The sequence below is a fragment of the Streptomyces albiaxialis genome, assembly GCF_039530985.1.
Taxonomy (GTDB): Bacteria; Actinomycetota; Actinomycetes; order Streptomycetales; family Streptomycetaceae; genus Streptomyces; species Streptomyces albiaxialis.
Genome location: NZ_BAAAPE010000005.1, coordinates 65,010 through 89,303, shown reverse-complemented (window position 1 = coordinate 89,303; position 24,294 = coordinate 65,010). Strand labels below are relative to the sequence as shown.

Genomic DNA, 24,294 nt, shown 5'->3' with positions numbered 1-24,294 from the left:
CGCCCCCGGCGGGTGAGTCAGTCGCCGGGCCGGTCCTCCTGGCCCGGCGACGCGTCCCCGAAGCGCAGGAAGCCCGTGAGGCGCGGCGCGAACGTGAGCGCGCCCTCCTCGCCCAGCGCCGACCGCAGCCCCGCCGCCACCTCGGCGTCCGGCTCGCCGAAGACCTCGAAGTGCTCGACCCGGCAGTGCTTCATCACGTCCTGGATGTACGGATCGGACAGCTCCCAGTGCAGGCGGACCGCGTCCGAGTCCCGGTAGAGCTGGAAGCTGTGCGCGAGCATCCGCTCCTCGTCCACGAACGTCTGCACCATCAACTGCGGCCCGTGCTGCCGCACGAAGTCGACGGCCTTGGTGACGGCCTCGCGGAACTCCTCCAAGTGGCCGTCCGTGATGCGCATGGTGTTGCGGAAGAGCAGGACGTCGTCGTCATGTGAAGTCATGCCGCCATCCTGGAACATGAAGCAGACTTCAAGTCAAGCGTCGGCGGGCGGGACACGGGCCGCCACCGCCTCGACGGCCGAGGCGAACAGGCCCGTGTCGTGGACGTGGCGGAGCCGGAATCCGGCCGGGGCGAGGAGGGCGGCGAACTCCTCACGGGTCCGTTCGCGGCCCTCCAGGAGCGCGGCCATCAGGACGTCCAGGGACTTGGCCGGGTGCGGGGCGTTGCCGGGCGGGATCACGGAGTCGACGACCAGGAGCCGGGCGTCCTCCGGGGCCGCGGCGCGGCAGGCCCGGAGGATGCGCAGGCAGTCCTCGTCCGGCCAGTCGTGCAGCACGTGCTTGAGGACGTACACGTCGCCGCCCCCGGGCACCCCGTCGAAGAAATCGCCGCTCTCGGCGCGCCAGCGGCCCTCCAACTCCGGTTCGTCGCCCAGCAGATGACGGCCAACGGCGTCCGGGCGGTCGAACAGGACGCCGGTGAGGCCCGCGTGCCGCCGCAGCACCGCGCGCAGCAGTCCGCCCCGGCCGCCGCCGACGTCCACCACCGTGCCCCGCTCCGGCCACGGGAAGAGCTCCGCGACCGCCTCGTCCACGGGCGCGGCGAACGAGGTCATGCCGAGGTCGAACAGCTCGCCCTTCTCCGGGTTGGCCATCAGGTACGGGAAGAACTCGACGCCGAACACCTCCGCGAACGACGGTCCCGGCGTCCGTACGCTCTCGTCCAGCCGCGCCGACAGCCGCTCGAACATCTCGTCCGTCAGCATCACCGAGAGCGTGCGCTGCGAGTGCGGGACGTCCTCGCGCAGCAGCTCCGCCGCGGGGGTGAGCCGGAACCGGGGCTCCGGGCCGCCGGAGGAGCCGCTCGGCTCCTCCTCGGCGAAGACGCCGCGGGTGGCCAGCAGCCGCAGCACGCCGCGCAGATGGGCCGCGTCGAGCCCGGCGGCACGCGCGAGTTCGGCGGCCGTGGAGGGGCCCAGCTCGGCGAGGAGGTCGGCGACGCGATGGCGCGCGACGGCACGTATCGCGCCCGCGTACAGGTGTCCGAGGGAGAGATCGAGGAGTTCCGCGGGGTCGGCGACCGGGGCGGGGGCGGGCCCGGCCCCGTCGTCGGGGGCGTGCTCGGGTCGGCTCATCGCGCCATGGTGGCAGCGGGTGCCGCGGTGCTCCAGAGGCGCGGCAGACCGGATCCGTCCGGGGCGCCGCAGGGCTCGGCGTGCGGCTCGGCGCGCGGTTCAGCGCGCGGCACGGCGGAAGGCCGCGCGGTAGTCGCGCGGGCGCTGCCCCGTGTGCTTGGCGAAGAGCACGGCGAACGTACCCGGGTCCCGGTATCCGACCGCGGCGGCGACTCTCGCGACCGTACGGTCCGTCGTCTCCAGCAGATGGCGCGCGCGCCGCACGCGCGAGGCCTGGAGGTGGGCGAGCGGGCTCCGCCCGGTCTCGTCCGCGAAGCGCCGCAGCAGCGTGCGCGTACTGACGTGGAACGTGTCCGCCAGCGCCGCGAGGTCGTAGCGGGCGTCCAGGTGCTGGTCGAGCCACCGCATGACGCGGCGCGAGAAGTCGTTGCCGGGCTGCGGCAGGAGCCGGGCGTCCACGTACGGCGTCTGGGAGGCGCGCGCGTGGTCGACGAGCGCCACCCGCGCCGTCGTCCGCGCCACCTCGGCGCCGCTGTGCCGGGCGATCAGCTCCAGCGCGAAGTCGTACATGGCGCTGAACGCGGCCGTCGTCGTCACGCCCCGGTCCGTGACGACGAGACGTTCGGCACGCACGTCGGCGGCCGGGCAGTGCCGCGCCAGCTCGTCCGCGAGGAGCCACGCCGTCGTGGCACGGCGCCCGTCGAGGAGCCCGGCCTCGGCCAGGAGGAACGCGCCGACGCAGATCGACACCACGGCGCGCCCCTCGGCGGCGTGCGCGCGGACCGCCGCGATCTCGGGGGCCAGGGGCGCCAGCCTCTCCCGTATGTCGAGCCCCGGCCGGAGCGCGAACCCCGGCACGACGAGCACGTCGCACGCGCGCAGCGGCGAGACGGCCAGGGCGGCGCCGCCCGCCGCGCGGACGCGCCGCCGGGGCGAGACGACCGACGCCTCGTACGCGGGACCGTCCGGCCCGGCGACGTGCGAGGCCATCGTCAACAGGTCCGGCACCCCGAAGACTTCGGAGGCGAAACACCCCGGATAGGCCAGCACCCCGATCCGCAGAGCACTCACGCCGCGCCTCCCTCCTCGTGGCGGGATCGCCCGCTCATCCGGCGATCCCGCCTCTCACCGTACGCGCGCTCCCCGGGCCACGCTGCCCCCATGAGCGCGGACAACGGACACGGTGACGGGGCGACGCGGCGCGACGACCCGATGACGGACTTCTCCCGGCGGTCGGTCGAGATCGCCGGGGTGACGAAGACGGTGTACGTCGCGGGCTCCGGGCCCGCCGTCGTGCTGATGCCGGAGATGCCGGGCATCAGCCCCGACGTGCTGCGGCTGGCGCGCTGGGTGCGGGACGCGGGCTTCACCGTCCACGTCCCGTCGCTCTTCGGGCTCGACGGCGCCCACCCCGGGGCCGAGGGGGTGGAGGTCGTGCGGCGGGCGTGCGTCAGCGCCGAGTTCCGGGCGTTCGCCGGGGGCGGCACCAGCCCCGTCGCCGCGTGGCTGCGCGGCCTGGCGCGCCGGGCCCACGAGGAGTGCGGCGGGCCGGGCGTCGGCGCGGTCGGGCTCTGCTTCACCGGCAACTTCGCGCTGGCCATGGCGCTCGACCCGGCCGTGATCGCGCCCGTCGTCAACCACCCGTCGCTGCCCCTCGACGACCCCGGCGGGCTGGAGCTGAGCGACGAGGACGCCCGGGCGCTCCGGGAACGCGTGACCCGGGACCGGCTGAAGGTCCTCGCCTACCGCTTCGACAACGACCGCTGGTGCACGGGACAGCGGTTCGCCGCGTACCGCGCGCTCCTGGGCGACGCCTTCGACGGCCGTGTCCTGCCGGGCGACTCCGCCCGTACGGACCCGCCCCCGTTCTTCCGCGACGTGGTCGGCACCCCGCACAGCGTCGTCACCGCCCACCTGGTCGACGAGGAGGGACACCCCACGGTGCGGGCGAGGGACGAGATCCTCGCGTTCCTGAGGGAGCGGCTGAGCGGCTGAGCGGCCGGGCGGCTGACCGTCAGGCGGCTGGCCGACCGGGCGGCTGACCCTCCGTACCGGACAGGGAGGGTCAGTCCCCGGAGTCCGCCGTCCTGCGGGCGCGGTGCGCGGCGGCCTTGACGCGGCTCTGGCAGGCGGTGGAGCAGAACTGCCGGGTGCCGTTGCGGGAGGTGTCGGTGAAGACCCGGTCGCAGCGCGGCGCCTGGCACACCCCGAGCCGCCCGGCGAGATCGCTGCCCGCGGCGAGCGCGAGCCCGGCCGCGCACCCCGCGCTCCAGCCGACGCCGGGGGAGTCCTGGGCGCCGTGGAAGTGGACCTGCCAGGGTTCGTCGGGCGCGCGGTCGAGCTGGGGGCGGGCGCCGGTCGAGCGCAGGAGGGAGTTGAGGGTGCCGGCGGCGGCGTCCAGGTCCCCGGTGGCGGCGGCCTCGAACACCTGCCGCATCTCCCGCGCCGTACGGGCGAGGTACTCCGCGTCCTCGGCCCCGATCGCCGCCGGGGCGGTGCCGGTGGCGGGGAGAGCGGCGACGACGGCGGCGGTCAGCTCGTCGTCGCCGCGCGGCGCCGTATAGGGCCTGCCGCGCCGGTGGCCGTCGGTCAGGGCGTTCACGAGCGAGACGGCCGCGTCGAGCAGCAGCGCCACGTGACTGTCGAACATCACTTGACCAGTCACTCCTTCGGACTCTAGATTCTGTCACCGGCATTATCCATTTCACCAGTCACGGGGGAGTGCGCGGTGCGTGTACAGAGTCGCGTTGTCCGGTACGAAGGGCGCGAGCAGAGCCCTCAGCATCTGCCCCGTACGGTGTGGCTGCTCATCGCCGCCCGCGCGGTCAACCGCCTCGGGGCCTTCTCGCTCTCCTTCTTCACGGTGCTGATGACCACCGCGTTCGGGGCGAGCGCCGCGACCGCCGGGATCGTCTCGGCCGCGTTCGGCGTCGCGACGATCCCCTCGCGGCTGGCGGGCGGCCGCATGGCCGACCGGATCGGGCGCCGCCGCACCCTCGTCCTCGGCCTCGTGGGCTGCGCCGTGGCGCAGGCGGGCATCGCCGCCGCGGGGAACCTCGCGACGGCCGCCGTCTGCGCCGTCCTGCTCGGCCTGGCCTTCGAGCTGTACGAGCCGCCGAGCCAGGCGATCATCGCCGACGCGGTCGGCACCGAGCACCGCGTCCGCGCGTACAGCCTGCTCAACGCCGCGCTCGCCGTGGCGGGCATGGGCGCGGGCCTGCTGGCCGCCGGGCTCGGACGGTGGGACCTGCGCTGGCTGTTCGTCGCCGACGCGGCCACCTGCCTCCTGTGCGCCCTCGTCATGCGCCTCGCCCTCCCGGACGACCGCCCGAGCCGGGCTCCCGAGAAGACCGGCCCCGCGACGACCGGCCCCGCTACGAGTAACCGCCCGTCCCCGGGGAGGATCTCTCCCTGGCGGGACCGGGCCCTGCTGACCCTGCTCGCCTCGGGCACCTTCTTCGCCCTGGCCTATCTCCTCGTCATGGCCATGCTCCCGCTCACCCTCGAACGCCGGGGCCTCCAGCCCGCCGACGCCGGGCTGCTGCTGACCGTCTCCGCGGTGACCGTCGTGGCGGGCCAGCCCGCGCTGCGCCGTGGCCCGCTCGCGGCCCTCGCTCCGCGTACGGCGTTCACCTGCGGCTATCTCCTGCTGGCGATCGGCCTCGTGGGCTACGCGGCGGCGGACTCCCTCCCCTCCTTCGCCCTGGCCACCGTCGTCTGGAGCCTGGGCGACCTCCTGGTGATGGGCCGCTTCATGGCCACGGCCGCCGACCTCGCCCCGCAGGGCGCCACCGGCCGCTACCTCGCCGTCTACGGCACGAGCTGGGGCGTCGCGAGCGTCGCGGCGCCGTTGCTCGGCACCCAGCTCCTCCAGCACACGAACACCACCACCCTCTGGCTCACCACCGCCACCCTCTGCCTCGTCCTCGCCGCCCTCCAGCCGACGGCGTCCCGCCTGGGGGCGTTCGGCACGCCGCCGCCCGCCACTACGCGCGTGTGACTTCGCCCTCTCGCCCGACCAGGCCGGCAAGGCGATCACAGGACGAGCATGAGCTTGCCGCCGGGGCGGCGGGACTGGCTGAGCCGGGCCGCTTCCTGGATCTGGTCGAGCGGGTAGGTGCGGGCGACCGATACGGCCAGCACACCTTCGCCTGCCAGCCGGGCGAACTCGCCCATCCGGTCGTAGCGCATCTCGGTGGTGACCCGGGCCCCCAGCTCGGCCGCGGCGGCGAAGTCCGAGACGGTGAGGACGCGGTCGGGATCACCGGTCAGCCCGATCAGGGTGGGCAGTGCGCCGCCCGCCGGGCTGGCCTGGTCGGCTCGGTCGATACGGCCGCCGGTCGGGGACGCGTCCAGGGCGCGCTCGACGCGGCCTCCGGCCAGCGCGGTGACGCGTTCGGCCATCCCGTCGCCGTAGGCGGTCACCCGGGCGCCGATCTCTTCCAGGGCGGCGGCCCGGGTCGGCCCTGCGGTGGCGATCACCCGGATACCCCGGTGCAGCGCGAGGCGCACCGCCGCCTCGCCCACCGTGGTGCCCGCGCCGTGGACGAGCAGCAGCTCACCCGGCCGGACGCCGAGGTCGTCGAGCGCGCGCCACGCCGTCTCGGCCGCCATCGGCAGCGCGGCGGCCTGCTCGGGGGTGACGCCCTCGGGGATACGCGCCCAGGCCGTCATCAGCGCGAACTCGGCGGCACCGGCCGTCGGGCCGTCGAAGGTGGCCGGACCGAACACGGGGTCGCCGGTCTCTATGCCGGTGACGTCCTCGCCGAGCGCGTCGACGGTGCCCGCGATCTCCAGGCCGAGCCCGCGCGGCAGCGGCGGCATCCGGTCGGCGAGGAGGCCGTCGACGACGTGCCAGTCGGCCGGGGTCAGGCCGCACGCCCGCACGGCGATCCGGATCTGTCCGGGTCCCGGCTCGGGCTTCGGGACGTCGCGGAGCACGATCACCTCCGGGGGGCCGAACCGGTCGAACTGAAGAGCCTTCATGCCCGTCTCCTCTGTGATGACAGCATCTGTTGTCATGGAGCTTAGCGCAACAACAGCATCTGCTGTCATACTCTTGGGCGTATGCCGAGATGGGAGTCCGACGCACAGGGTCGGCTCGAGCGCGCGGCGCTCGAGCTGTTCGAGACGCAGGGGTACGAGCGCACGTCGGTCGCGCAGATCGCGCGCACCGCCGGTCTGACCGAGCGCTCCTTCTACCGTTACTTCCCCGACAAGCGGGAAGTCCTCTTCGCCGGAAACGAGCTGGAGGCCCACCTCGTGGGACAGGTCGAGGCGGCCGACCCGGGGCTCAGGCCACTGGAGGCGCTGCTGGCCGCGCTGAGGACCGCCGACGAGGTCTTCCGCTCGCGCGAGTTCCTGCTGCGCCGCGTCAGGGTGATCGCCGCCAGCCCGGCGCTGGCCGAGCGCGACTTGATCAAGCTCGCCGACATCGCCGAGGCGCTGGTGCCGGCGCTCGGGCGCCGCGGCGTCGAGCCCGACAGGGCGCGTTTCATCAGCGATGTGGCGATCGCGGTCTCCCGGCGCGCCACGTCCCGCTGGCTGGCCGACCCGGACGCGACCTTCTCCGCCCTCGTCGACCAGGCCGCCGCCGAACTGTGCGAAGTGGTCGCGCCGCAGGCCTGACGGTGTCCGCGCGACTAGGGGGTGAACGGGACCGAGGCCTCGGTCGTCGACCAGGTTGTGGCGAAGGGGAGCAGGGCGTGGACGGGGGCGGTGGCGAGGCCGTGGGAGGTCGGGAGGACGACGCGGATGCCGGGGTGGTGGTCGAGGAGGATCTGGCGGTCCCGGCCGCAGGGGCCCAGGACGCCGCGATCGCCGTTCCCGACGGCGACGATCGTGGTGAGTTCGCGGGCGCCGTTGGCCCTCGCGGCGCCGAGGGCGACGAGTTCGGCGCAGGGACCGCCGGTGAAGTGGTAGACGTTGATGCCGCGGTGCACGCTGCCGTCCGCGGCCCGTACCGCGGCGCCCACCGTGTGGATGCCGTCCTCCCCGTCGGAGTGCGTGTCGGCGATCTCGCGGGCGGTCTCGACGAGTTCGCGGTCGGCTTCGGTCAGCTCCGCGACAGGGATGTCGATGTTCATGTCCGCAGGTTAGGGGAGCCCCGGCCGGTGCCGGGATCCGCGTCCCCCGCGCCGTCGGGGTCCGCCGCGAGGAGTGTCCGGCCCGCGGCGAAGAGGCGGGCGCAGCGGCGCGTCATGGCGTCCGGGGACTGCTCGGGGTGCTGGATCCACCAGCGGACCAGCGCGGTGGCGAGGCCGCGCCAGGCGTGGGTGAGCGCGTCGGCGTCGAGCGGGTCGTCGAAGCCCGCGGCGTGCAGGAGGTCGGCGGTGCCCGCCGCCGCGAGGTCGTCGACGGCGCCGCGGTAGGACGCCGCGCGCCGGGCGGCCTCGCTGGCGGGCGGCAATGTGGCGTCGTAGAGGACGAACCACGCCTCGCGCTGCCCGTCCAGCGCGGTGAACAGGCCGCGCAGCACCCGCAGCGGAGTGGGCGGCGCGCCGGGACCGTGCGCCGCCATCGCCGTACGGACGGCGTCGAGCAGCCGGTCGCCGACGGGTGCGAGGCAGGCGAGGTAGAGGTCCTGCTTGCTGCCGAAGTACTGGTGCAGCAGCGGCTTGGTGACGCCGACGCGCGCGGCGACGGCGGCCACGGTCGTGCCCTCGTACCCGTGGCGGGCGAACTCCTCGGTGGCCGCGGCCAGGAGCTGCCGCTCGCGCTCGGCCCTCGGCATGCCCTTGGTGCCGGCGCGGGTCGTACCGGCGCGGGCGGTACGTGCGCGGGACTGCGGCGTTGTCATGCACGGGGAGTTTACCCTAGGGTAATTTACCCAAGGGTCAATTCCCCGGCCTCCGTTGGGAGCAGCACACATGCCCGCCACCACGACCGGCCCCGATTCCTCCCGCGCCCGCTCCTGGTGGGGCTGGGGGTACGCCGACGCGCAGCCCGGCGACGCCGAGTGCGTGGCGATGGGCGCCCTGCTGCCCGGCACCCTGGACCGCCCGCTGCCGGTGCCCCGGGTCGCCGACCTGGCCCTCGGCCGCCCCCGCGTCACGCCCCCGGCGAGCCTCGCGCACCTGGTCACCGACGAACCCGGGGCGCGTGCGGCGCACGCGATGGGCAAGGCCTACCGCGATGTCGTACGGGCGCTGCGCGGCCGTCCCGGCCGGATCCCGGACCTCGTCGGACGCCCGGGCGGCGAACGGGACGTGACGGACCTGCTGGACTGGGCCGACGGGCAGGGCGTGGCCGTGATCCCGTTCGGCGGCGGCTCCTCGGTGGTCGGCGGCGTCGAGTACCGGGGCGACGCCCACCGCGCGGTGCTCTCGCTGGACACGACCTCCATGGGCCGGGTCCTGGAGGTCGACACCGTCAGCCGCTCGGCGCGGATCCAGGCGGGGGCGCTCGGCCCCGTGCTGGAGGCCCAGTTGCGGCCGTACGGCCTCACCCTGCGGCACTTCCCGCAGAGCTTCGAGTTCTCCACCCTCGGCGGCTGGCTGGCCACCCGGGCGGGCGGCCACTACGCCACCGTCCGCACTCACATCGACGACTTCGTCCAGTCCCTGAGCGTCGTCACGCCCGCCGGGACGAACACCTCCTGGCGGCTCCCCGCGTCCGGCGCGGGCCCCTCGCCCGACCGGCTCTTCCTCGGCTCCGAGGGCATCCTCGGCGTCATCACCGAGGCGTGGATGCGGGTGCAGGAGCGGCCCCGGCACAAGGCCTCGGCGTCCGTGGCGTTCGCCGACCTCGGTCCCGCGCTCGACGCCGTACGCGCGCTCGCCCAGTCCGACCTCGCGCCCGCCAACTGCCGCCTCCTCGACGCGGGCGAGGCCGCCCTCTCCGGCGCCTCGGACGACGGCTCCGCCGTGCTGCTCCTGGGCTTCGAGTCCGCCACGGCGCCCGTGGACGACCGTCTCGCCGCCGCCCTGGAGACGGCCCGCGCCCACGGCGGTACGGGAGCGGCACCGGAGCCGGAGAGCGGCCGTGCGGAACGCGCCGCCGACGCGGCCGTGAGCGACTGGCGCACGGCGTTCCTGCGCATGCCCTATCTGCGGGACGGCCTTGCCCGTATGGGCGCCGTCGTGGAGACCTTCGAGACCGCCGCCACCTGGGACCGGATCCCCGCCCTGATCGACGCCGTACGGGCAGAGGTCGGCGCCGCGGCGCTCAAGGCCACCGGGCACCCGGCGACCGTCAACTGCCGCCTGACACACGTCTATCCCGACGGCGCCGCGCCCTACTTCACCGTGGCCGTCGCCGGACGCCCCGGCGACGAGGTCGCGATCTGGGACGACATCAAGGCCGCCGCGACCGACGTACTGCACCGCCACCGCGCCACGGTCACCCACCACCACGCCGTCGGCCGCGACCACCTGCCCGCGTACGCCCGCCAGCGCCCCGACCCCTTCGCGACCGCGCTGCGCGCCGCGAAGGACGCGCTGGACCCGCGCGGCACCCTCAACCCCGGGGTGCTGCTGGGCTGACGGCGCACGGGGGCTCGGCGCTCGGCACCCCGCGCTCGGCGCTACGCCGATGTCCTCGCGACCCCTCGCGAATAGTGCTCCTTGAACACCTCCAGGTGCGCCCACGTCGTCAGGCCGCGCACCCCGTCGAGGGCCTTGAGCCGCTCCGTGACGCGGTGCAGCCGCGTCGTGGAGTCCGCGCCGACGGTGACCACCAGGTCGAAGCGGCCCACGGTGCGCGCGACGAACTCCACCCCGGGCAGCGCGGCGAGGAACCCGGTGACGTGCGCGTCGTCCCCGCCGAGGTTCAGTCCGGCGCCGAGCGCCGGACGTCCGCTCCCGCCGCTGCCGCCCGTGCCGCGCCGCACCACGGCGGCGACGTGCAGCGCGCGGCTGGTGACGAGCCTGCCGACCCGGGCGCGGGCGGCGCTGGGCGACATGCCCGCGCGGCGGGCGAGTTCGACGTACGGCATACGGCCGTCCCGCTCCAGGAGTTCGATGAGGCGCCGGTCGGTGTCGTCGACGCGCACATCGCCGCGCAGCGGGCCCTGCGGCATGAAGACCGAGGTGACGACGTCGGTGTAGAGGAGCGTGTTGACCGCCCGCACCCGCGGCAGCGCGCGAAGTCCGGCGAGCGCCTCGTACAGCTCGTGGGCGCTGGAGACCCGCAGCTCCGCGACGAGGTCGTACGCGCCGCTGACCGCGGAGACGAAGACCGACGCGTCCGTGGCGCACAGCGCCTCCACCACGTCGTCGGCGGGCCCCGACACGGCGACGGAGACGTGCGCGAGCGAGGTGAGCCCGAGGAGCTGGGGGTGCGCCACGGCCACGATCTCCACGGCGCCCGAGCCGAGCAGGGCCTGCACCCGCGCCGACACCGCCGTCCTCGGCGCGCCCACCCGGGCGGCCAGCTCGCTGTAGCTCGCCCTGCCGTCCTGCTGGAGCGCGGCGATGAGCTGTGCGTCGAGATCCTCGCTCATGTGCCCGAGACCCAATCTTTACAGAGTGATTCCGTGCTTCCGGTCGAACAGAACGACGGCAGCGGCGGCTGTTGAGCACCGATCAGCCGCACATCGGTGCCCGTAGGCGACACAAACGCGGCAGCGGCCGTGCGGGGCAGCGTACATGCCATTGCCGTGGGTGCCCGCCGGTCCTACGGTGCCGATCACCCGTACCGCCCCCGACACCCGCACGAGGAATCACATGCGCGCACTGCGCCACCAGGAGACGTCAGTCCTGGACGCGACCACCACCCTCTTCACCGGCGCCGCCCTGCGCACCGTGGACCCGCGCACCGAGGGGGCGCGGGCGTTCCTCGTGCACGGCAACCGGTTCGCCGCCGTCGGCACGGCCGAGGAGTGCCGGGCCGAGGCCGCGCGGCTGGGCGGCCGCCCGGCGGAGGAGGTGGACCTCGGCGGCGCCGTCGTGGTGCCCGGCTTCGTCGACCCGCACGCGCACCCCCTGATGTACGGCCAGATGATGAGCTGGGTCGACTGCGGGCCCGACCGGGCCGCCGACATCCCCGGGATCGTCGCCCTGCTGCGCGCCGCCGCCGAGACCCTGCCGCCCGGGCGGCCCGTACGGGGCTACGGCTACGAGCACCGCAACCTCGCCGAGCGCCGCCACCCCACCAAGGAGGAGCTGGACCGGGTCAGCACCGACCGCGAGGTCTACCTGATGAACGCCAGCGGCCACGGCGGCGTCGTCAACAGCGCCACCCTGGCCCGGCACGGCGTCACCCGGGACACCCCGGACCCGGCGGGCGGCACGTTCTTCCGCGCCGCCGACGGGGAGCTGACGGGCGAGGTCTCCGACGCGGCCTGCAACATCCTCACCGGCGTCGGCGGCGTCAAGATCGGCCGCCACGGGCCGAACTTCCACCTCGGGGACGAGCCCGAGGAGCACCTGCGCCAACTGCGCGCCGCTCAGGAGCGGTTCCTCGCCGGGGGCGTGACGACGATCGGCGACTGCCAGGTGACCCGCCGCGAGTTCGACACGTATCTGCGGCTGGCGGACGGCGGAGAGCTGCGTACCAGGGTCGGGATGTATCTGCTGAGCCATCTGCTGGACCACGTCCTCGACACCGGGATGCACGGCGCGTTCGGCAACGCCCGGCTCTCCTTCGCGGGCATCAAGTTCTACGCCGACGGCACCCTCGGCGGCTGGACGGCCTACTTCCCCGACGGCTACGCCGGCGACCCCTGCCGCACCGGGCAGCTCTACCACGAGCCCGAGGCGTACCGGGAACTCATCGCCAAGGCGCACGCCGCCGGGCTCCAGACCGCCACCCACGCCCAGTCGCCCGACGCGATCGGGATGGTCCTCGACGCTGTCGAGGCCGCGCAGGAGGCCCACCCGCGCGCCGACGCGCGGCACCGCATCGAGCACTGCGGACTGCCGACCCCCGGACAGATCGCGCGCATGCGCCAGTTGGGCATCCACCCGGTCAACCAGACCCAGCACTACTACAACTGGGGCGAGGGCGTCACCGAGGCCATCGGCACCCCCGGCGAACGCTTCAACCCGCTCGGCGAGTTCCTGGCCGCCGGGGTGCCCGCCACCCTCAGCTCCGACGCCCCGGTCGCCGAGCCCAAGCCCCTCGAAGCCGTCCAGGCCGCCGTCACCCGCGTCACCCGGCGCGGCCACCGGCTCGGCGACGACGCCCTGCGCATCCCCGCCGCCGACGCGCTCGCCGCGCACACCCTCGGCGGGGCCCGCACCCTGGGCCGCGAGCACGAACTCGGCAGCCTCACGCCCGGCAAGCTGGCCGACTTCACGGTCCTCGGCGCCGACCCGCTCGCCGTCGACCCCGCCGCCATCGCCGCGATCGACGTCCTCCAGACGTGGGTCGACGGCGCGCTCCAGCACTCCACCACCACAGCGACATCGACCAAGGGGCAGCCGTGACGGAACACGACCGGTCCGGGGCCCGGACCCAGGCCCGCAGAGCGCGCAAGGCGGGCATCGCGGCCTTCGTCGGCACCACCATCGAGTGGTACGACTTCTACGTCTACGCCACCGCCGCCTCCCTCGTCTTCGGCAGCGTCTTCTTCCCGGAGGACACCGACCGGCTCACCGGCATCGCCGCGGCCTTCGCCACGTACGCCGTCGGCTTCTTCGCGCGGCCCCTCGGCGGGATCGTCTTCGGCCACATCGGCGACCGGTTCGGCAGGCGCGGCGCGCTCGTGATCACCCTGACGATGATGGGCGCCGCGACGTTCCTCGTCGGCCTGCTGCCCACGTACGCGAGCGTCGGCGCGCTCGCCCCCGTCCTGCTCGTCCTGCTCCGCTTCGTGCAGGGCATCGCGGTCGGCGGGGAGTGGGGCGGCGCCGTCCTGATGGCCGTCGAGCACGCGCCGGAGGGGAAGAAGACCTTCTACGGGGGCTTCGCCCAGCTCGGCAACCCGGCCGGGGCGCTGCTGTCCACCGGCCTGTTCAGCCTCCTGTCGACGCTCGGCGACGACGCCCTGAAGGAGTGGGCGTGGCGCGTGCCGTTCCTGCTGTCGGCGGTGCTCATCGTCGTCGGCGTCCTCATCCGGCTCAAGGTCGAGGAGTCGCCGGTGTTCGAGGAGACGGAGGCCGGAGAGGACGAGGGCCTCCCGCTGACGTACGCGCTGAGGACGAACTGGCGGCCCATCCTGCTGGGCATCGGCACGCTCCCGATCGCCGTCGGCGGCTACTACCTGGTGACCACGTTCCTCACCGCCTATGCCACCGATCCCTCCGTGGGGCTCTCGGAGACGACCGTGCTCAACGCGCTCAGCGTCGGGGCCGTCGTCGAGCTGATCGCCACGCTCGGCGTCGCGTGGCTCGGCGACAAGGTCGGGCGCGTGCGCGTCGTCGTCTGGGGCCTGGCCGCGGTGGCCGTCCTGGCCACGCCCCAGTTCCTGGTGGTCTCCACGGACTCGACCGTGCTGATCTTCGTGGTCTTCGCCGCGATGCGGCTGGTCATGGCGGCGACGTACGGCCCCGTGGCCGCGGTGCTGTCCCAGATGTTCCGCCCCCGGGCGCGCTACACGAGCATCTCGGTGACGTACCAGGTGGCGGGCGCGCTGTTCGGCGGCCTCTCGCCGGTCGCCTCGACGCTGATGTTCCAGGCGACGGACAGCGTGGTTCCGGTCATCGTGCTGCTCGTCGCCATGTGCGCGCTGAGCATCGCCTGCCTGCTGAAGGCGCCGCAGCACACCGACGACGCCGCGCCCGCGGAGGGCGGGCAGGTCAGGGAAGCACGCGATACGTCACATGCGTGACCAGGCTCGCGGGGCGTGCCGACACCTGTTCGAGCCTGAGCGGCGGCACGCCCTCGAAGAGCCGCGTACCGGCGCCGAGCGTCATCGGCACGATGTGCAGCCGCAGTTCGTCGACGAGCCCGGCGGCGAGGTACTGATTGACGGTGGTCGCGCCGCCCATCACCGCGACGTCCCCGTCACCGGCCGCCGCGCGGGCCTGCGACAGCGCCGACTCGATCCCGTCGGTGACGAAGTGATACGTCGTCCCGCCGTCCATCGGCTGCGGCTCGCGCGCGTGGTGGGTGAGCACGAAGACCGGCGCGTGGTACGGGGGCTCGTCGCCCCACCACCCGTTCCACTTCCGGTCCCACGCGCCGCGCACGGGGCCGAACATGTTGCGCCCCATGATGAAGGCCCCGGCGTCGGTCATCTGCTCGATCTCGGCCCTGTTCTCCTCGGGCGTCTCGGCGAACCAGGCGTGCAGCCGGTCGCCCCAGCCGTCGCCCCCGTCGTCCCCGAACGGGCGTTCCTCCGTCTGGTTGAGCCCGGCCGTGTACCCGTCGGCCGTCATCGTGATGCCGCAGACCACCCTGCCCGTACGTGGGGTCATCGCTCTCTCCTTCACGGTGGGCTTCCTCTGGCCGGAATCTTCCCCTCGACTTGCGGCCGGATGATGAGATCACGGCGTGGTCACAGGAGGATTGCAGCCGAGTGTACGGCGGCTCCGCGCGTCGGCGGGGCCGCTGTGGACAGTCGGGCTGGCTCTGCTCCTGCTCGGGCTGCTGTACACGCACGGAGCGGGCACGGGGGACGCAGCCGCCGGGCACCACGGCGGAGCCGTCGCCGCCCAGTCCGCGTCCGTCCAGTCCGTGTCCGCGTCCGCGCACCATGTCTCCGGGGGGCACGAGGGACACGAGGGCCACGAGGAACGGCCGGACGCCGCGCACCAGGCGCTGGAGTGCCTTTCCGGGCAGCCGCAGGAGGACTTCGTCCTCGACGGCCCCGGTCCCGCCCCCGTGCCGTGGACGCCGTGCGCGTATGACGGGCCCGGGGCGGATCCGGGCCTCCGCGCGGCGGCCGTAGGCACAGGCGCCGGGACCGCCGTAGCGACACCGGGAACGGCCGCGGTTCTGCGGATCTAGAAGGGCAGGCGGAATCCCGCCGTTCGCGAACCCGCCCTGCCCGCTCGCCCCCTCGGCGCGTTCTCCGACCCGCGCGCCGCACGGAGGATCCGTGTCCTCGTACCGCACCCCAGCCCTGTTCGTATGGGGGCTGCTGAGTCTCCTGCTCACCCTCGCGGCGGCCGTCTGCGCCCCGACCGGCCACGGCCACGCCGCTGCCGCCGCCCCGGCGGCCGCGTCAGCCGCAATCCCGGGGCCGCCGTCGGTGCCGCACCCGCATCCGCCCGTCTCCTGTTCCGTCAGCGACCATCTGGCACAGACGTCCCAGCAGACCCGTGCCCCGCAGGGGCCCCCGTCCTCGTCCGGCGCGTCCTGGGACCACCTCGCCCTCGCGGGCGGGGACGCGGAACGCCCGGCAGCCGGTGACGCCGCCGGGCTCGGGAGACCCGGGCCGGCGCCGGTACGGACGGGCCGCACCACCCTGCTCCTCGTCTGCCGGTGGCGCGTGTAGGAGCGCCCCCGCGCGACCGCCGTACGCACGTCGCACGCATGTCGCACGCACGTCGTACGCGGTCCGCGCGGACGCCCGCACACGCCATCCACCTCACGAGAGCGGACCCATGAACCATTCCTTCACCGGCACACCCCCACTGCCCTCCGACCGCACGGCGCTCGCCGGGCTGGTCGGACGTACGCCCCTCATCCGGGTGACCGAGCCGTTCGCGCCGGCCGGGCGCGGCTTCTGGGCGAAGCTGGAGGGCTTCAACCCCGGCGGCATCAAGGACCGTCCGGGCCTCCACATGCTCGAACGCGCCCGCGCGCGGGGCGAACTGCGGCCCGGCGCGCCCGTCGTCGAGTCCACCAGCGGCACCCTCGGCCTGGGCCTGGCGCTCGCCGGACTCGTGCACGGCCACCCCGTCACGCTCGTCACCGACCCGGGCCTGGAGCCGACCATGGCGCGGCTGCTGGGCGTCTACGGCGCCGAGGTCCAGGCCGTCCACGAACCCCACCCGACCGGCGGCTGGCAGCAGGCCCGCCGCGACCGCGTGGCACGGCTCCTCGCGGACACGCCCGGGGCCTGGTGCCCCGACCAGTACAACAACCCCGACAACGTCGCCGCCTACACCCCGCTCGCCCTCGAACTCGCCGCCCAGATGGGCCACATCGACATCCTGGTGTGCAGCGTCGGCACCGGCGGCCACTCGGCCGGGATCTCCCGCGTGCTGCGCCAGCTCCACCCGGGGCTGCGGCTGGTCGGCGTCGACACCGTCGGCTCGACCATCTTCGGCCAGCCCGCCCGGAACCGGCTGATGCGCGGACTGGGTTCCAGCATCCACCCCCGCAACGTCGCCTACGAGCACTTCAGCGAGGTCCACTGGGTCGCGCCCGCCGAGGCGGTCTGGGCGGCCCGCCGCCTGGCGACCTCGCACTACGCCACCGGCGGCTGGAGCGTCGGCGCCGTGGCGCTCGTCGCCGGGTGGCTCGCCCGTACGCTGCCGCCGTCGGCACGCATCGCGGCGGTCTTCCCCGACGGGCCGCAGCGCTATCTCGGCACCGTCTTCGACGACGACTACTGCGCGGCGCACGGCCTGCTGGACGTCCCGCCCGCGCCGGAGCCCGAGGTGATCGGCGGCCCGGCGGAGAAGGAGGCCGTGCGCTGGACGCGCTGCGCCGAGGTCGTCGACCCCCTGTCCCTCGCGTCCGCGCCGGTGGCCGAGGAGGCGGGCCGGTGACCACGTCCGTAGGGAAGCAACGGAAGCAGCGGAAGGCCGCCGGGTCCCTCCTCGCACGGACCCGGAGCCATGAGCGCGCCGTCCAGTTGCTGATGGTGAATCAGTTCACGATCAACCTCGGTTTCTACATGCTGATGCCCTACCTCGCCCAGCACCTGTCGGGCGGCCTCGGGCTGGCCGGATGGGTGGTCGGACTGGTCCTGGGGGTGCGGAACTTCAGCCAGCAGGGCATGTTCCTGCTCGGCGGCACCCTGGCCGACCGGCTCGGGTACAAGCCGCTGATCGTCGCGGGCTGCGTGCTGCGCACCGCCGGTTTCGCCGTGCTCGGCCTGGTCGACTCGCTCCCCGCGCTGCTCGCCGCCTCGGCCGCGACGGGCCTCGCGGGCGCCCTGTTCAACCCGGCCGTACGGGCGTACCTGGCGGCCGACGCGGGGGAGCGGCGCGTGGAGGCGTTCGCGCTCTTCAACGTCTACTACCAGGCGGGCATCCTCCTCGGCCCCGTCGTCGGCATGGCGCTGACCGGGGTGAGCTTCCGCGTCACCTGCCTGACCTCGGCCGCGATCTTCGCGGTGCTGAGCGCCGTACAGCTCCGCGCCCTTCCGGCGCGGCGGGCCGCGGGCGGCCCCGAGGAGCGGGAGAGCGTCCTCGCGCAGTGGCGGACGGTCGTCACGAACCGCCCGTTCCTGCTCTTCTCCCTGGCGATGGTCGGCTCGTACGTCCTGTCGTTCCAGATCTATCTGGCGCTGCCGCTGGAGGTCCGGCGGCTCGGCGGGGAAGGGGCGACCGGGACGTCGGCGGTGGCGCTGCTCTTCGCGGTCTCCGGGCTCAGCACGATCCTCGCCCAGACCCGGGTGACCGCCTGGTGCGAGGCCGGGCTCGCGCCGGGCCAGGCACTGAGCCGGGGGCTCGTCCTGATGGGCGCCGCGTTCCTGCCGCTGCTCGCCGCGACGGCGGTGCCCGTGCCGGACGGCGGTGCCGCGCGCTGGCTGCTGGTGGCGGTGCCCCCGGCGCTCACGGCGTTCCTGCTGGCCATGGGCACGATGGTCGCCTACCCCTTCGAGATGGACACCCTCGTCCGGCTCTCCGGCGACCGCCTCGTGGCCACGCACTACGGGCTCTACAACACCATCAGCGGCATCGGCATCGCCCTGGGCAACCTGCTCACCGGGACCGCCCTGGACGCGGCCCGCGCGGCGGGACTCTCCGCGCTGCCCTGGCTGGTGCTCGGCGCCCTCGGCCTGGGATGCGCGGCGGCCCTGCACGGCCTGCACCGCACGGGCCGGCTGGCCCCGGCGCGCCCCGCGGCGGCCTGATGCCGTGACATGAGTGAGCCGTGGAAGCCGGTCTGCGGCTTCCACGGCTCACGTGGCCGGAATCTCCCACTCCTCACACCCCGATCCGCTCCTCCTCCTTCTCCCCCTTCTCCTCCGTACGTACGGTCGCGCGGTCGCGCATCAGGAGCAGGGTCAGCAGCGCACCCGCCCCGGCGATCGCCGCCGCCCAGGTGAACGCGGCGCTGAACCCCTCGGTGAGGGCGGGCAGATCGCCGATCCGCCCGGCGCCCCGCGAGGTGGCGAGCGCGGTGAGCGCCGCCAGCCCGAGGGCCGAGCCCACCTGGTAGGTGGTGTTGACGATGCCGGAGGCCAGGCCCGCCTGCTCCTGCCGTACGCCCGAGACGGCGGTCATCATCGCCGGGATGTACGCCAGCGACATGCCCAGCGCCGCGACGAGCGAGGCGGGCAGGACGTCGACGGCGAACGTGCCGGTCGGTTCGACGGCCGCGAGCCACAGCAGCCCGAGCGCCAGCAGCGCCAGCCCTCCGGCGATCAGCGGTCTCGCCCCGAAGCGGCCGAGCAGGCGTGCGGTGAGGGCGACCATGAAGACCATCAGCAGCGTCGTCATGGGCAGCAGGGCCGCTCCGCTCGCGAACGCGCCGTAGCCCAGGACCTGCTGGAGATAGAGGTTCAGGAAGAACCACATCGGGATCCACGCCGCGCCCAGCAGCGCCATGGCCAGGTTGGAGGAGGCCAGCCGCGGCGTGCGCCACACGCCGAGCGGCATCAGCGGCGTACGGGCCTTCTTCTGGAGCAGGAGGAAGAGGGCCAGCAGGGCGGCGGCACCGGCCAGTCCGAGCACCGTCTGCGCCGAGCCCCAGCCGGTCTCCGGGGCGCGGACGACCGCGAAGACGGACAGCGCCAGTCCGGCGGTCACGGCCGCCGCGCCCAGGACGTCGACGGAACCCCGGGCCCCGGAGGCGGCGGGGAGCAGCTTGGTGGCGAGCAGCGTGGCGACGCCGATGGGCACGTACACGATGAACACCCAGGGCCAGCTCAGCCATTCGGTGATGACGCCGCCGAGGAAGACACCGGCCGTGCCGCCCGCCGGTGCCGCGGCGCCGTAGACCGCGAGGGCCCTGCCCAGCTCCCGGGAGTCGTGCCCGAAGAGCATCATGAGCAGGGTCATCGCGGCGGGGGCGATGAACGCGCCGCCCACGCCCTGTATCGCGCGGCCGGCGACCTCGACCCACGCGGTGCTCGCCGCCGCGGCGACGACGGAGCCCGCGATCAGGACGGCCCAGCCGGCGGTGAACACCTTGCGGGCGCCGAGCAGATCGGACAGCCGCCCGCCGAGGAGCAGCAGGCCGCCGAAGGCGATGACGTAGGCGTTGAAGACCCACTGGAGGTCTCCCTGCGAGAAGCCCAGGTCCCGCTGCATCTCGGGGAGGGCGACTCCGATGATCGAGGTGTCCATGATGACCATGAACTGGGCCGCGGCGAGCACGAGCAGCGCCCACCAGCGGCGTGGATCGACGGTAGAGAGGGACATCGGGTGGCCTCGCTTTCTTGTCGACACCTCTATGTACCCCCGGGGGGTATGTAGAGGTCATAAGAGAACGCGTGTCGGTCAGTGGGCGTGGTGGTGGTGCGGGGTCGGGGCGGTGTGCGCGGAGTGCTCGTCGGCGGCGGGCTCCTCGGCTCGTACGGTGAAGGCGGCGGTGCGCACCGTGCCCTCGTGCTGGAAGTCGAAGAACAGCCGGTACGCCCCGGCGCTCGGCGCGGTCGCCGTGAAGGTGACGTCGGGCCCGGGCGCCGTCGTCCCGTCGCCGGGCTCGCCGTGCGGGTGGACGTGGAGATAGGCGAGGTCGCCGGAGCGCAGGGCGACGAGGTGCCCGTACGCGCCCAGGTACGGCTGGAGGTCCCGCACCGGCTTCCCGCCCTTCGCCACGCGCAGGGTGAGGGGCGAGGGGGTGCCGGCGCGCGGCTGGCCCGCGAGCCGTACCTCGTACCCGTCCACGTGCGCGAGGGTGCTGGGCTCCGGCAGCTCGACGTGGAGCGCCGTGCCCGTGACGGTGAGGCCGGCGCCGAGCGTCAGCCCCTCCGCGCGCCCCTCGGGCGTGAAGTCGGCGAAGACCCGGTACGCGCCGGGGTGCGGCAGTTCGACCGCCGCCGACCAGACGCCGTCGGCCCCGAGGGCGGGGTGCAGGTGGCGGTAGACGGTCAGATCGCGCGAGGCGACGATCAGGTGCAGTTGCTTGCCGTGCGACTCCTGGTATGCCGTGACGCGACGGCGGTCGGAGTCGGCGACGACGGCGAAGCGCAGCTCCGAGGAGGTGTCGATCTCGGAGGTCTCCAGCTCCAGCGTGTAGCCGTCCAGTGAAGCCCGGAGCCCGCCCGGGAGTGCGTGGGCCGCGTGTGACGCGTGTGCCGCGTGCGACGGGGTGCTGCTGTTCATGGCGAACGTCCTCTCGCTCTCGATCGGGGCGCCGGGGCGGCGACCACGCAGCACAACATACCCCCCAGGGGTATAAAGTCAAGCCGTGTCGATCACTCGCGCACGGTCGCCGGAGACGCGTCACGCGGGGTCTGTCACAACTCGTGGCGCCACCTCGTCATAGGGGTGTAGCCACCACAACCGAGGAGCCCACCATGAATGCGCGTTTGAACCTCATGGAGAACCAGGTCGCGGCCAAGTTCTTCCGGCACATCGTCGGCGCGAACAAGGCGATCGAGGAGTCGACGCTGCCCCGCTCGACGCAGGAGCTGGTGAAGCTCCGCGCCAGCCAGATCAACGGCTGCGGATTCTGCACCGACATGCACTACAAAGACGCGGTGCACGACGGCGAGACCGCCACCCGCCTCAACCTCGTCGCCGCCTGGCGCGAGGCCACGGTCTTCACCGACGCCGAGCGCGCCGCGCTGGAGCTGGCGGAGCAGGGCACCCGTATCGCCGACGCGGCCGGAGGCGTCACGGACGAGGCGTGGGCGAACGCCGCCAAGCACTACGACGAGGACCAGCTCGCCGCGCTGGTGGCCACCATCGCCCTCATCAACGCCTTCAACCGCGGGAATGTCCTCGTCCAGCAGCCCGCCGGGGACTACCAGCCCGGCATGTTCGGCTGACCCGGGGACCGGCGGGAGGCCCAGGAGTCCAAGGGCCGGGGAGTCGAGTCCATGGAGCCGTCCTGCGGCGCGGGCGCACAATCGGCGACGTTCGATGCACGACGTTCGATGCACGAATCCGCCGTCCGGGCGCACCGTGCCATCGCAGGACGGCTCCGCCGCGTGCGCACCGCGTTCGCACTGCTTCCGGACCGCGTGCGCGCCGCGGGACGACCCCCACGCTCCCTCGCGCAGAGGAGAGGAACCCACATGTCTCTGACCAGGACGTTTCGACGCTGTGCCCTGCCCGCCATGGCCGCAGGGCTGCTCGCCGCGATGCCCCAGACCGCCCTCGCCGACGTAGGAGGCGGCAACGTCTCGGTCGGCTGGTCGATCGGGAACACGCCGTCCGAGGGCCTGAGCAACATCACCTTTCCGATCACCGTCAACCCAGGGACGGCGCACAAGGAAGGGATCTACTTCGCCCAGCAGTACGACTTCGCCGACGCCATGGGCTACACCGGTCTCCAGCCCCGCGAGAACAGCGGCGGCAAGGAGCGCATGTCCGCCCGCTTCTCGACGTTCACCGCAGGCGCCACCACCAGCGATCCGCTCTGCCACGAGGGCGCCGACGGCGGACCGGGCGTCACCTGCGCGGTCGACTTCGACGCCGTCTACGGCCACCGCTACGACATCAAGGTCGAGCGGACCGGCACCGACACCTGGAGCGGTACGGCCACGGACACCGTGAACGGCAGGTCCACCCACCTCGGCACCTGGACCCTCCCCGAGGGCAGCGGCAACCTCCAGGGCTCGCAGGGCGGCTTCGTCGAGTACTACCTCGGCATCCCGAGCTGCGCCGAGATGCCCCGCTCCGACGTCGTCTTCGGCGGCCCCACGACCACCGACGCCGGGGGGCTGAGCGGCACGTCGAAGGCCAACTACGAGTACAGCGACTGCGTCGGCGAGTCCGGCTACAAGGCGGAACCGGACGGCGCGGGCACGCACATCACCCGCGGCTTCGTCTCATAAGCGCACCCCCGCCGACGAACACCCTGGAGCCCGGGGGATACGCCGAGACCCTCGCCCGTATGCAGGAGATCGTCCAGGAGACACCCGGCTTCCTCGGCTACGAGTCGGCCCGCACGCCGGGCGGCATAGGCATCACCGTCGCGTACTTCCGCGACGAGCCGTCCCTCACCGCCTGGCGCGAGAACGCCGAGCACCGCGACGCCCAGCGGCAGGGCCGGGAACGCTGGTACGACGCGTACAGCCTGCACGTCGGCAAGGTCGAGCGCACCAGCAGTTACGTGCGCGACTGACGGCCGAGCTGACGGCTGAGCCGTCCTCGTCGCTCTACTCGCCGTTCCACGGCGGCAGCCGCACGGTGAACTGCCGCCCCGGACGGTCGCCGTGCTCGCTCATCGAGCCGCCGGGATACTCCACGGTGTAGCCCGCCGGGGCGAGGCGGTTCCGGTACACGGTGCTCAGCCGCTCCGCCGCCTCTCCCCGCTGCAGGGCGGTGAGGACCTCCCGGAGGAGGGCGGGGAATTCCGCCTCCTCCGGGTCCAGACCGATCTCGATGTCCAGCCCGGTCCGTACGGTGAGCGCATCTCCGCGCTCCTGAACGACAATGGCGCACCCACTGTCCTCGGGCACCAGCACCACCGCACCGGCGCCCGCCTGAGCGAAGAGAACACGCCCTTCGCTCTCGAAGGACCGCACCACTTCGACGATGTCCGCACGCATGTGGGACTCTCCTTGATCGGATGCCCCTCGGGAGGGGGCGGAGGCGGTCACGCCTACTTGCAGGGGTTCTTCACGGACTTGCTGTAAGTCCAGTGACGTGACTTGGAGGGGACACCCCGATAGACGCCGTGCCCCATGGACGCCGTGCGGAAGGTGCCCTTCCTGCACGTGTAATTGCGCGTCTGGTTCCGGTACTTCTTCGTCCCGGCCTTCGGCTTCTTCACATTACGGGCCTTGCTCTTCGTGGCGTCGACCCATTTCCCCTTGACCTTCTTCTGGAGCTTGACGACGTTCGTCACCGAGTCCACGGGGGCGGTGCAGCCGAACTGCGACTTGCCCACGATCCATCCGTTCTTCCCGTGGGAATCATGGGGGATGTTCGCCTTCACCTTGCACTGGATGTAGCCACGGGCGGAAACGGAAGCCGTCTCCACGGTCGAGGCGCTGGCGGTGGGCGCGGCGGTGAGCAGAAGTCCCGCTATTCCGGCGGCTATGGAAAGGTTTTTCGCGGTGCGATTCACGTCGTTCTCTTCTACGGTCCTACGGTCGTTCAGGGCAACGGGACGGGCCCGTTGTTGATCATGAAGCTACCCCAAGCGCCAGAAATTGATCAAACCGACCGCATCCGACACGGTCCCCGCGAGGCGGCTCGTCGCGCGGCGAACCGTGGGGTGTCGAGTGCTGTACGGGCCGCGGAGACCACGGACGTCCACAGGAGGAGCCAGGACGTTGGACCACAGCCCCTGGCCGAAGTTCCCGCAGCGGGACCACGGCAGGCGCGACCGCCTCCGGCGCGTCCCCTCCGCCCTGCGGTCCGCCGCCCGCCACGTGGTGACGCGCGGCCAGACGGGGTAGACGGCGCCCGCCGGCGTCACCGCCGTCAGCGCACGGGCCGACGACATGACGAGAGCCGACAGGCCGACGGAGCTGAGGTCACTGCACGCGGCGAGCGTAGGCAACGGGCGTACGTCCGGCTACCGCGCCTTGACTTCAAGTCCCCTTCAAGTTCTACGTTGTGCGCGTCACCATCCACGCACGCGTACGCCC

The 24,294-nt window shown here is 73.5% G+C and carries 27 protein-coding genes; 14 read left to right on the top strand and 13 right to left on the bottom strand.

The features are described 5' to 3' along the window. Window positions 1–17 precede the first annotated feature (17 nt). The 3 genes from ABD343_RS08495 to ABD343_RS08485 form a co-directional block, all read right to left on the bottom strand. On the bottom strand, window positions 18–440 hold the full coding sequence (locus ABD343_RS08495) for a hypothetical protein (protein ID WP_344525765.1): 423 nt from the start codon (window positions 438–440) through the stop codon (window positions 18–20). 33 nt (window positions 441–473) lie between these two features. Next, a complete protein-coding gene (locus ABD343_RS08490) occupies window positions 474–1,574 on the bottom strand; it encodes a methyltransferase (protein ID WP_344525763.1) in 1,101 nt (366 codons plus the stop codon). Between the two features lie 99 nt (window positions 1,575–1,673). Continuing rightward, window positions 1,674–2,645: a GlxA family transcriptional regulator gene (locus ABD343_RS08485; protein ID WP_344525761.1), complete on the bottom strand. Its 972-nt coding sequence runs from the start codon at window positions 2,643–2,645 to the stop codon at window positions 1,674–1,676. 90 nt (window positions 2,646–2,735) lie between these two features. On the opposite strand from ABD343_RS08485, the gene ABD343_RS08480 reads away from it, so the two are divergent. Beyond that, a complete protein-coding gene (locus tag ABD343_RS08480) occupies window positions 2,736–3,569 on the top strand; it encodes a dienelactone hydrolase family protein (RefSeq protein WP_344525759.1) in 834 nt (277 codons plus the stop codon). A 70-nt stretch (window positions 3,570–3,639) separates the two neighbouring features. Here ABD343_RS08480 and ABD343_RS08475 read toward each other — a convergent pair whose 3' ends face one another. Then, the gene (locus tag ABD343_RS08475; RefSeq protein ID WP_344525757.1) at window positions 3,640–4,224 is read right to left on the bottom strand and encodes a CGNR zinc finger domain-containing protein; all 585 of its coding nucleotides are present in this window, start codon (window positions 4,222–4,224) and stop codon (window positions 3,640–3,642) included. 78 nt (window positions 4,225–4,302) lie between these two features. Here ABD343_RS08475 and ABD343_RS08470 point away from each other — a divergent pair, with 78 nt between their 5' ends. Further along, window positions 4,303–5,574: an MFS transporter gene (locus tag ABD343_RS08470; RefSeq protein ID WP_344525755.1), complete on the top strand. Its 1,272-nt coding sequence runs from the start codon at window positions 4,303–4,305 to the stop codon at window positions 5,572–5,574. Between the two features lie 35 nt (window positions 5,575–5,609). On the opposite strand, the gene ABD343_RS08465 is transcribed toward ABD343_RS08470, so the two are convergent. Then, entirely contained in the window at window positions 5,610–6,560 is a 951-nt protein-coding gene (locus ABD343_RS08465; protein WP_344525753.1) for an NADP-dependent oxidoreductase, read from the bottom strand. An 81-nt stretch (window positions 6,561–6,641) separates the two neighbouring features. Here ABD343_RS08465 and ABD343_RS08460 point away from each other — a divergent pair, with 81 nt between their 5' ends. Beyond that, window positions 6,642–7,202, top strand: coding sequence for a TetR/AcrR family transcriptional regulator (locus ABD343_RS08460; RefSeq protein WP_344525751.1), 561 nt, complete (start codon window positions 6,642–6,644; stop codon window positions 7,200–7,202). A 14-nt stretch (window positions 7,203–7,216) separates the two neighbouring features. Here the strand turns inward: ABD343_RS08460 and ABD343_RS08455 are convergent, their stop codons facing one another. Further along, the gene (locus ABD343_RS08455; protein WP_344525748.1) at window positions 7,217–7,660 is read right to left on the bottom strand and encodes a cytidine deaminase family protein; all 444 of its coding nucleotides are present in this window, start codon (window positions 7,658–7,660) and stop codon (window positions 7,217–7,219) included. After that, window positions 7,657–8,373, bottom strand: coding sequence for a TetR/AcrR family transcriptional regulator (locus ABD343_RS08450; protein ID WP_344525746.1), 717 nt, complete (start codon window positions 8,371–8,373; stop codon window positions 7,657–7,659). Before ABD343_RS08450 ends, ABD343_RS08455 begins: the two co-directional genes overlap by 4 nt. Before the next feature lie 70 nt (window positions 8,374–8,443). Between ABD343_RS08450 and ABD343_RS08445 the strand changes: the two genes are divergently transcribed. Then, the gene (locus ABD343_RS08445; protein ID WP_344525744.1) at window positions 8,444–10,057 is read left to right on the top strand and encodes an FAD-binding oxidoreductase; all 1,614 of its coding nucleotides are present in this window, start codon (window positions 8,444–8,446) and stop codon (window positions 10,055–10,057) included. 41 nt (window positions 10,058–10,098) lie between these two features. Here the strand turns inward: ABD343_RS08445 and ABD343_RS08440 are convergent, their stop codons facing one another. Continuing rightward, entirely contained in the window at window positions 10,099–11,016 is a 918-nt protein-coding gene (locus tag ABD343_RS08440; RefSeq protein WP_344525742.1) for an Lrp/AsnC family transcriptional regulator, read from the bottom strand. A 223-nt stretch (window positions 11,017–11,239) separates the two neighbouring features. Between ABD343_RS08440 and ABD343_RS08435 the strand changes: the two genes are divergently transcribed. Both ABD343_RS08435 and ABD343_RS08430 read left to right on the top strand, forming a co-directional pair. Beyond that, complete coding sequence (locus ABD343_RS08435; protein WP_344525740.1) at window positions 11,240–12,943, top strand: amidohydrolase; 1,704 nt, start codon at window positions 11,240–11,242, stop codon at window positions 12,941–12,943. Continuing rightward, window positions 12,940–14,286: an MFS transporter gene (locus tag ABD343_RS08430; protein WP_344525738.1), complete on the top strand. Its 1,347-nt coding sequence runs from the start codon at window positions 12,940–12,942 to the stop codon at window positions 14,284–14,286. Before ABD343_RS08435 ends, ABD343_RS08430 begins: the two co-directional genes overlap by 4 nt. Here ABD343_RS08430 and ABD343_RS08425 read toward each other — a convergent pair. Further along, complete coding sequence (locus tag ABD343_RS08425) at window positions 14,255–14,875, bottom strand: dihydrofolate reductase family protein (RefSeq protein WP_344525736.1); 621 nt, start codon at window positions 14,873–14,875, stop codon at window positions 14,255–14,257. The two genes, ABD343_RS08430 and ABD343_RS08425, sit on opposite strands and share 32 nt — an antisense overlap. A gap of 91 nt (window positions 14,876–14,966) precedes the next feature. On the opposite strand from ABD343_RS08425, the gene ABD343_RS08420 reads away from it, so the two are divergent. The 4 genes from ABD343_RS08420 to ABD343_RS08405 all read left to right on the top strand — a co-directional run bounded on the left by ABD343_RS08420 (window position 14,967) and on the right by ABD343_RS08405 (window position 18,432). Further along, complete coding sequence (locus ABD343_RS08420) at window positions 14,967–15,407, top strand: hypothetical protein (RefSeq protein WP_344525734.1); 441 nt, start codon at window positions 14,967–14,969, stop codon at window positions 15,405–15,407. 91 nt (window positions 15,408–15,498) lie between these two features. Further along, entirely contained in the window at window positions 15,499–15,897 is a 399-nt protein-coding gene (locus ABD343_RS08415) for a hypothetical protein (RefSeq protein WP_344525732.1), read from the top strand. 109 nt (window positions 15,898–16,006) lie between these two features. Continuing rightward, entirely contained in the window at window positions 16,007–17,119 is a 1,113-nt protein-coding gene (locus ABD343_RS08410) for a PLP-dependent cysteine synthase family protein (RefSeq protein WP_344525730.1), read from the top strand. 92 nt (window positions 17,120–17,211) lie between these two features. Next, window positions 17,212–18,432 carry an MFS transporter gene (locus ABD343_RS08405; RefSeq protein WP_344526385.1) on the top strand — a complete coding sequence of 407 codons (1,221 nt, stop codon included), beginning with the start codon at window positions 17,212–17,214 and terminating at the stop codon, window positions 18,430–18,432. Between the two features lie 73 nt (window positions 18,433–18,505). Here ABD343_RS08405 and ABD343_RS08400 read toward each other — a convergent pair whose 3' ends face one another. Both ABD343_RS08400 and ABD343_RS08395 read right to left on the bottom strand, forming a co-directional pair. After that, window positions 18,506–19,945, bottom strand: a complete 1,440-nt coding sequence (locus ABD343_RS08400; protein ID WP_344525728.1) for an MFS transporter — start codon at window positions 19,943–19,945, stop codon at window positions 18,506–18,508. A 78-nt stretch (window positions 19,946–20,023) separates the two neighbouring features. Continuing rightward, window positions 20,024–20,851, bottom strand: coding sequence for a hypothetical protein (locus ABD343_RS08395; RefSeq protein WP_344525726.1), 828 nt, complete (start codon window positions 20,849–20,851; stop codon window positions 20,024–20,026). Window positions 20,852–21,045: 194 nt separating this feature from the next. Between ABD343_RS08395 and ABD343_RS08390 the strand changes: the two genes are divergently transcribed. The 3 genes from ABD343_RS08390 to ABD343_RS08380 all read left to right on the top strand — a co-directional run bounded on the left by ABD343_RS08390 (window position 21,046) and on the right by ABD343_RS08380 (window position 22,820). Further along, window positions 21,046–21,519 (top strand): carboxymuconolactone decarboxylase family protein, encoded by a 474-nt coding sequence (locus ABD343_RS08390; protein WP_344525725.1) that lies wholly within the window; start codon window positions 21,046–21,048, stop codon window positions 21,517–21,519. Between the two features lie 291 nt (window positions 21,520–21,810). After that, the gene (locus ABD343_RS08385; RefSeq protein ID WP_344525723.1) at window positions 21,811–22,530 is read left to right on the top strand and encodes a hypothetical protein; all 720 of its coding nucleotides are present in this window, start codon (window positions 21,811–21,813) and stop codon (window positions 22,528–22,530) included. After that, a complete protein-coding gene (locus tag ABD343_RS08380; protein WP_344526383.1) occupies window positions 22,455–22,820 on the top strand; it encodes an antibiotic biosynthesis monooxygenase family protein in 366 nt (121 codons plus the stop codon). The genes ABD343_RS08385 and ABD343_RS08380 overlap by 76 nt, the downstream gene beginning before the upstream one ends. 34 nt (window positions 22,821–22,854) lie before the next feature. Here ABD343_RS08380 and ABD343_RS08375 read toward each other — a convergent pair whose 3' ends face one another. Continuing rightward, a complete protein-coding gene (locus tag ABD343_RS08375) occupies window positions 22,855–23,247 on the bottom strand; it encodes a hypothetical protein (RefSeq protein WP_344525721.1) in 393 nt (130 codons plus the stop codon). Window positions 23,248–23,300: 53 nt separating this feature from the next. After that, on the bottom strand, window positions 23,301–23,768 hold the full coding sequence (locus ABD343_RS08370) for a hypothetical protein (protein WP_344525719.1): 468 nt from the start codon (window positions 23,766–23,768) through the stop codon (window positions 23,301–23,303). A 208-nt stretch (window positions 23,769–23,976) separates the two neighbouring features. Here ABD343_RS08370 and ABD343_RS08365 point away from each other — a divergent pair, with 208 nt between their 5' ends. After that, window positions 23,977–24,102, top strand: coding sequence for a hypothetical protein (locus tag ABD343_RS08365; RefSeq protein WP_344525717.1), 126 nt, complete (start codon window positions 23,977–23,979; stop codon window positions 24,100–24,102). Window positions 24,103–24,294: the final 192 nt, after the last annotated feature.

Excerpts from the sequence above, each read along its gene's own strand:
- ABD343_RS08495 (WP_344525765.1), bottom strand. The coding sequence starts at position 440 with ATGACTTCACATGACGACGACGTCCTGCTCTTCCGCAACACCATGCGC.
- ABD343_RS08490 (WP_344525763.1), bottom strand. The coding sequence starts at position 1,574 with ATGAGCCGACCCGAGCACGCCCCCGACGACGGGGCCGGGCCCGCCCCC.
- ABD343_RS08480 (WP_344525759.1), top strand. The coding sequence starts at position 2,736 with ATGAGCGCGGACAACGGACACGGTGACGGGGCGACGCGGCGCGACGAC.
- ABD343_RS08475 (WP_344525757.1), bottom strand. The coding sequence starts at position 4,224 with ATGTTCGACAGTCACGTGGCGCTGCTGCTCGACGCGGCCGTCTCGCTC.
- ABD343_RS08465 (WP_344525753.1), bottom strand. The coding sequence starts at position 6,560 with ATGAAGGCTCTTCAGTTCGACCGGTTCGGCCCCCCGGAGGTGATCGTG.
- ABD343_RS08460 (WP_344525751.1), top strand. The coding sequence starts at position 6,642 with ATGCCGAGATGGGAGTCCGACGCACAGGGTCGGCTCGAGCGCGCGGCG.
- ABD343_RS08455 (WP_344525748.1), bottom strand. The coding sequence starts at position 7,660 with ATGAACATCGACATCCCTGTCGCGGAGCTGACCGAAGCCGACCGCGAA.
- ABD343_RS08450 (WP_344525746.1), bottom strand. The coding sequence starts at position 8,373 with ATGACAACGCCGCAGTCCCGCGCACGTACCGCCCGCGCCGGTACGACC.
- ABD343_RS08445 (WP_344525744.1), top strand. The coding sequence starts at position 8,444 with ATGCCCGCCACCACGACCGGCCCCGATTCCTCCCGCGCCCGCTCCTGG.
- ABD343_RS08440 (WP_344525742.1), bottom strand. The coding sequence starts at position 11,016 with ATGAGCGAGGATCTCGACGCACAGCTCATCGCCGCGCTCCAGCAGGAC.
- ABD343_RS08435 (WP_344525740.1), top strand. The coding sequence starts at position 11,240 with ATGCGCGCACTGCGCCACCAGGAGACGTCAGTCCTGGACGCGACCACC.
- ABD343_RS08425 (WP_344525736.1), bottom strand. The coding sequence starts at position 14,875 with ATGACCCCACGTACGGGCAGGGTGGTCTGCGGCATCACGATGACGGCC.
- ABD343_RS08410 (WP_344525730.1), top strand. The coding sequence starts at position 16,007 with ATGAACCATTCCTTCACCGGCACACCCCCACTGCCCTCCGACCGCACG.
- ABD343_RS08405 (WP_344526385.1), top strand. The coding sequence starts at position 17,212 with ATGGTGAATCAGTTCACGATCAACCTCGGTTTCTACATGCTGATGCCC.
- ABD343_RS08400 (WP_344525728.1), bottom strand. The coding sequence starts at position 19,945 with ATGTCCCTCTCTACCGTCGATCCACGCCGCTGGTGGGCGCTGCTCGTG.
- ABD343_RS08395 (WP_344525726.1), bottom strand. The coding sequence starts at position 20,851 with ATGAACAGCAGCACCCCGTCGCACGCGGCACACGCGTCACACGCGGCC.
- ABD343_RS08390 (WP_344525725.1), top strand. The coding sequence starts at position 21,046 with ATGAATGCGCGTTTGAACCTCATGGAGAACCAGGTCGCGGCCAAGTTC.
- ABD343_RS08385 (WP_344525723.1), top strand. The coding sequence starts at position 21,811 with ATGGCCGCAGGGCTGCTCGCCGCGATGCCCCAGACCGCCCTCGCCGAC.
- ABD343_RS08375 (WP_344525721.1), bottom strand. The coding sequence starts at position 23,247 with ATGCGTGCGGACATCGTCGAAGTGGTGCGGTCCTTCGAGAGCGAAGGG.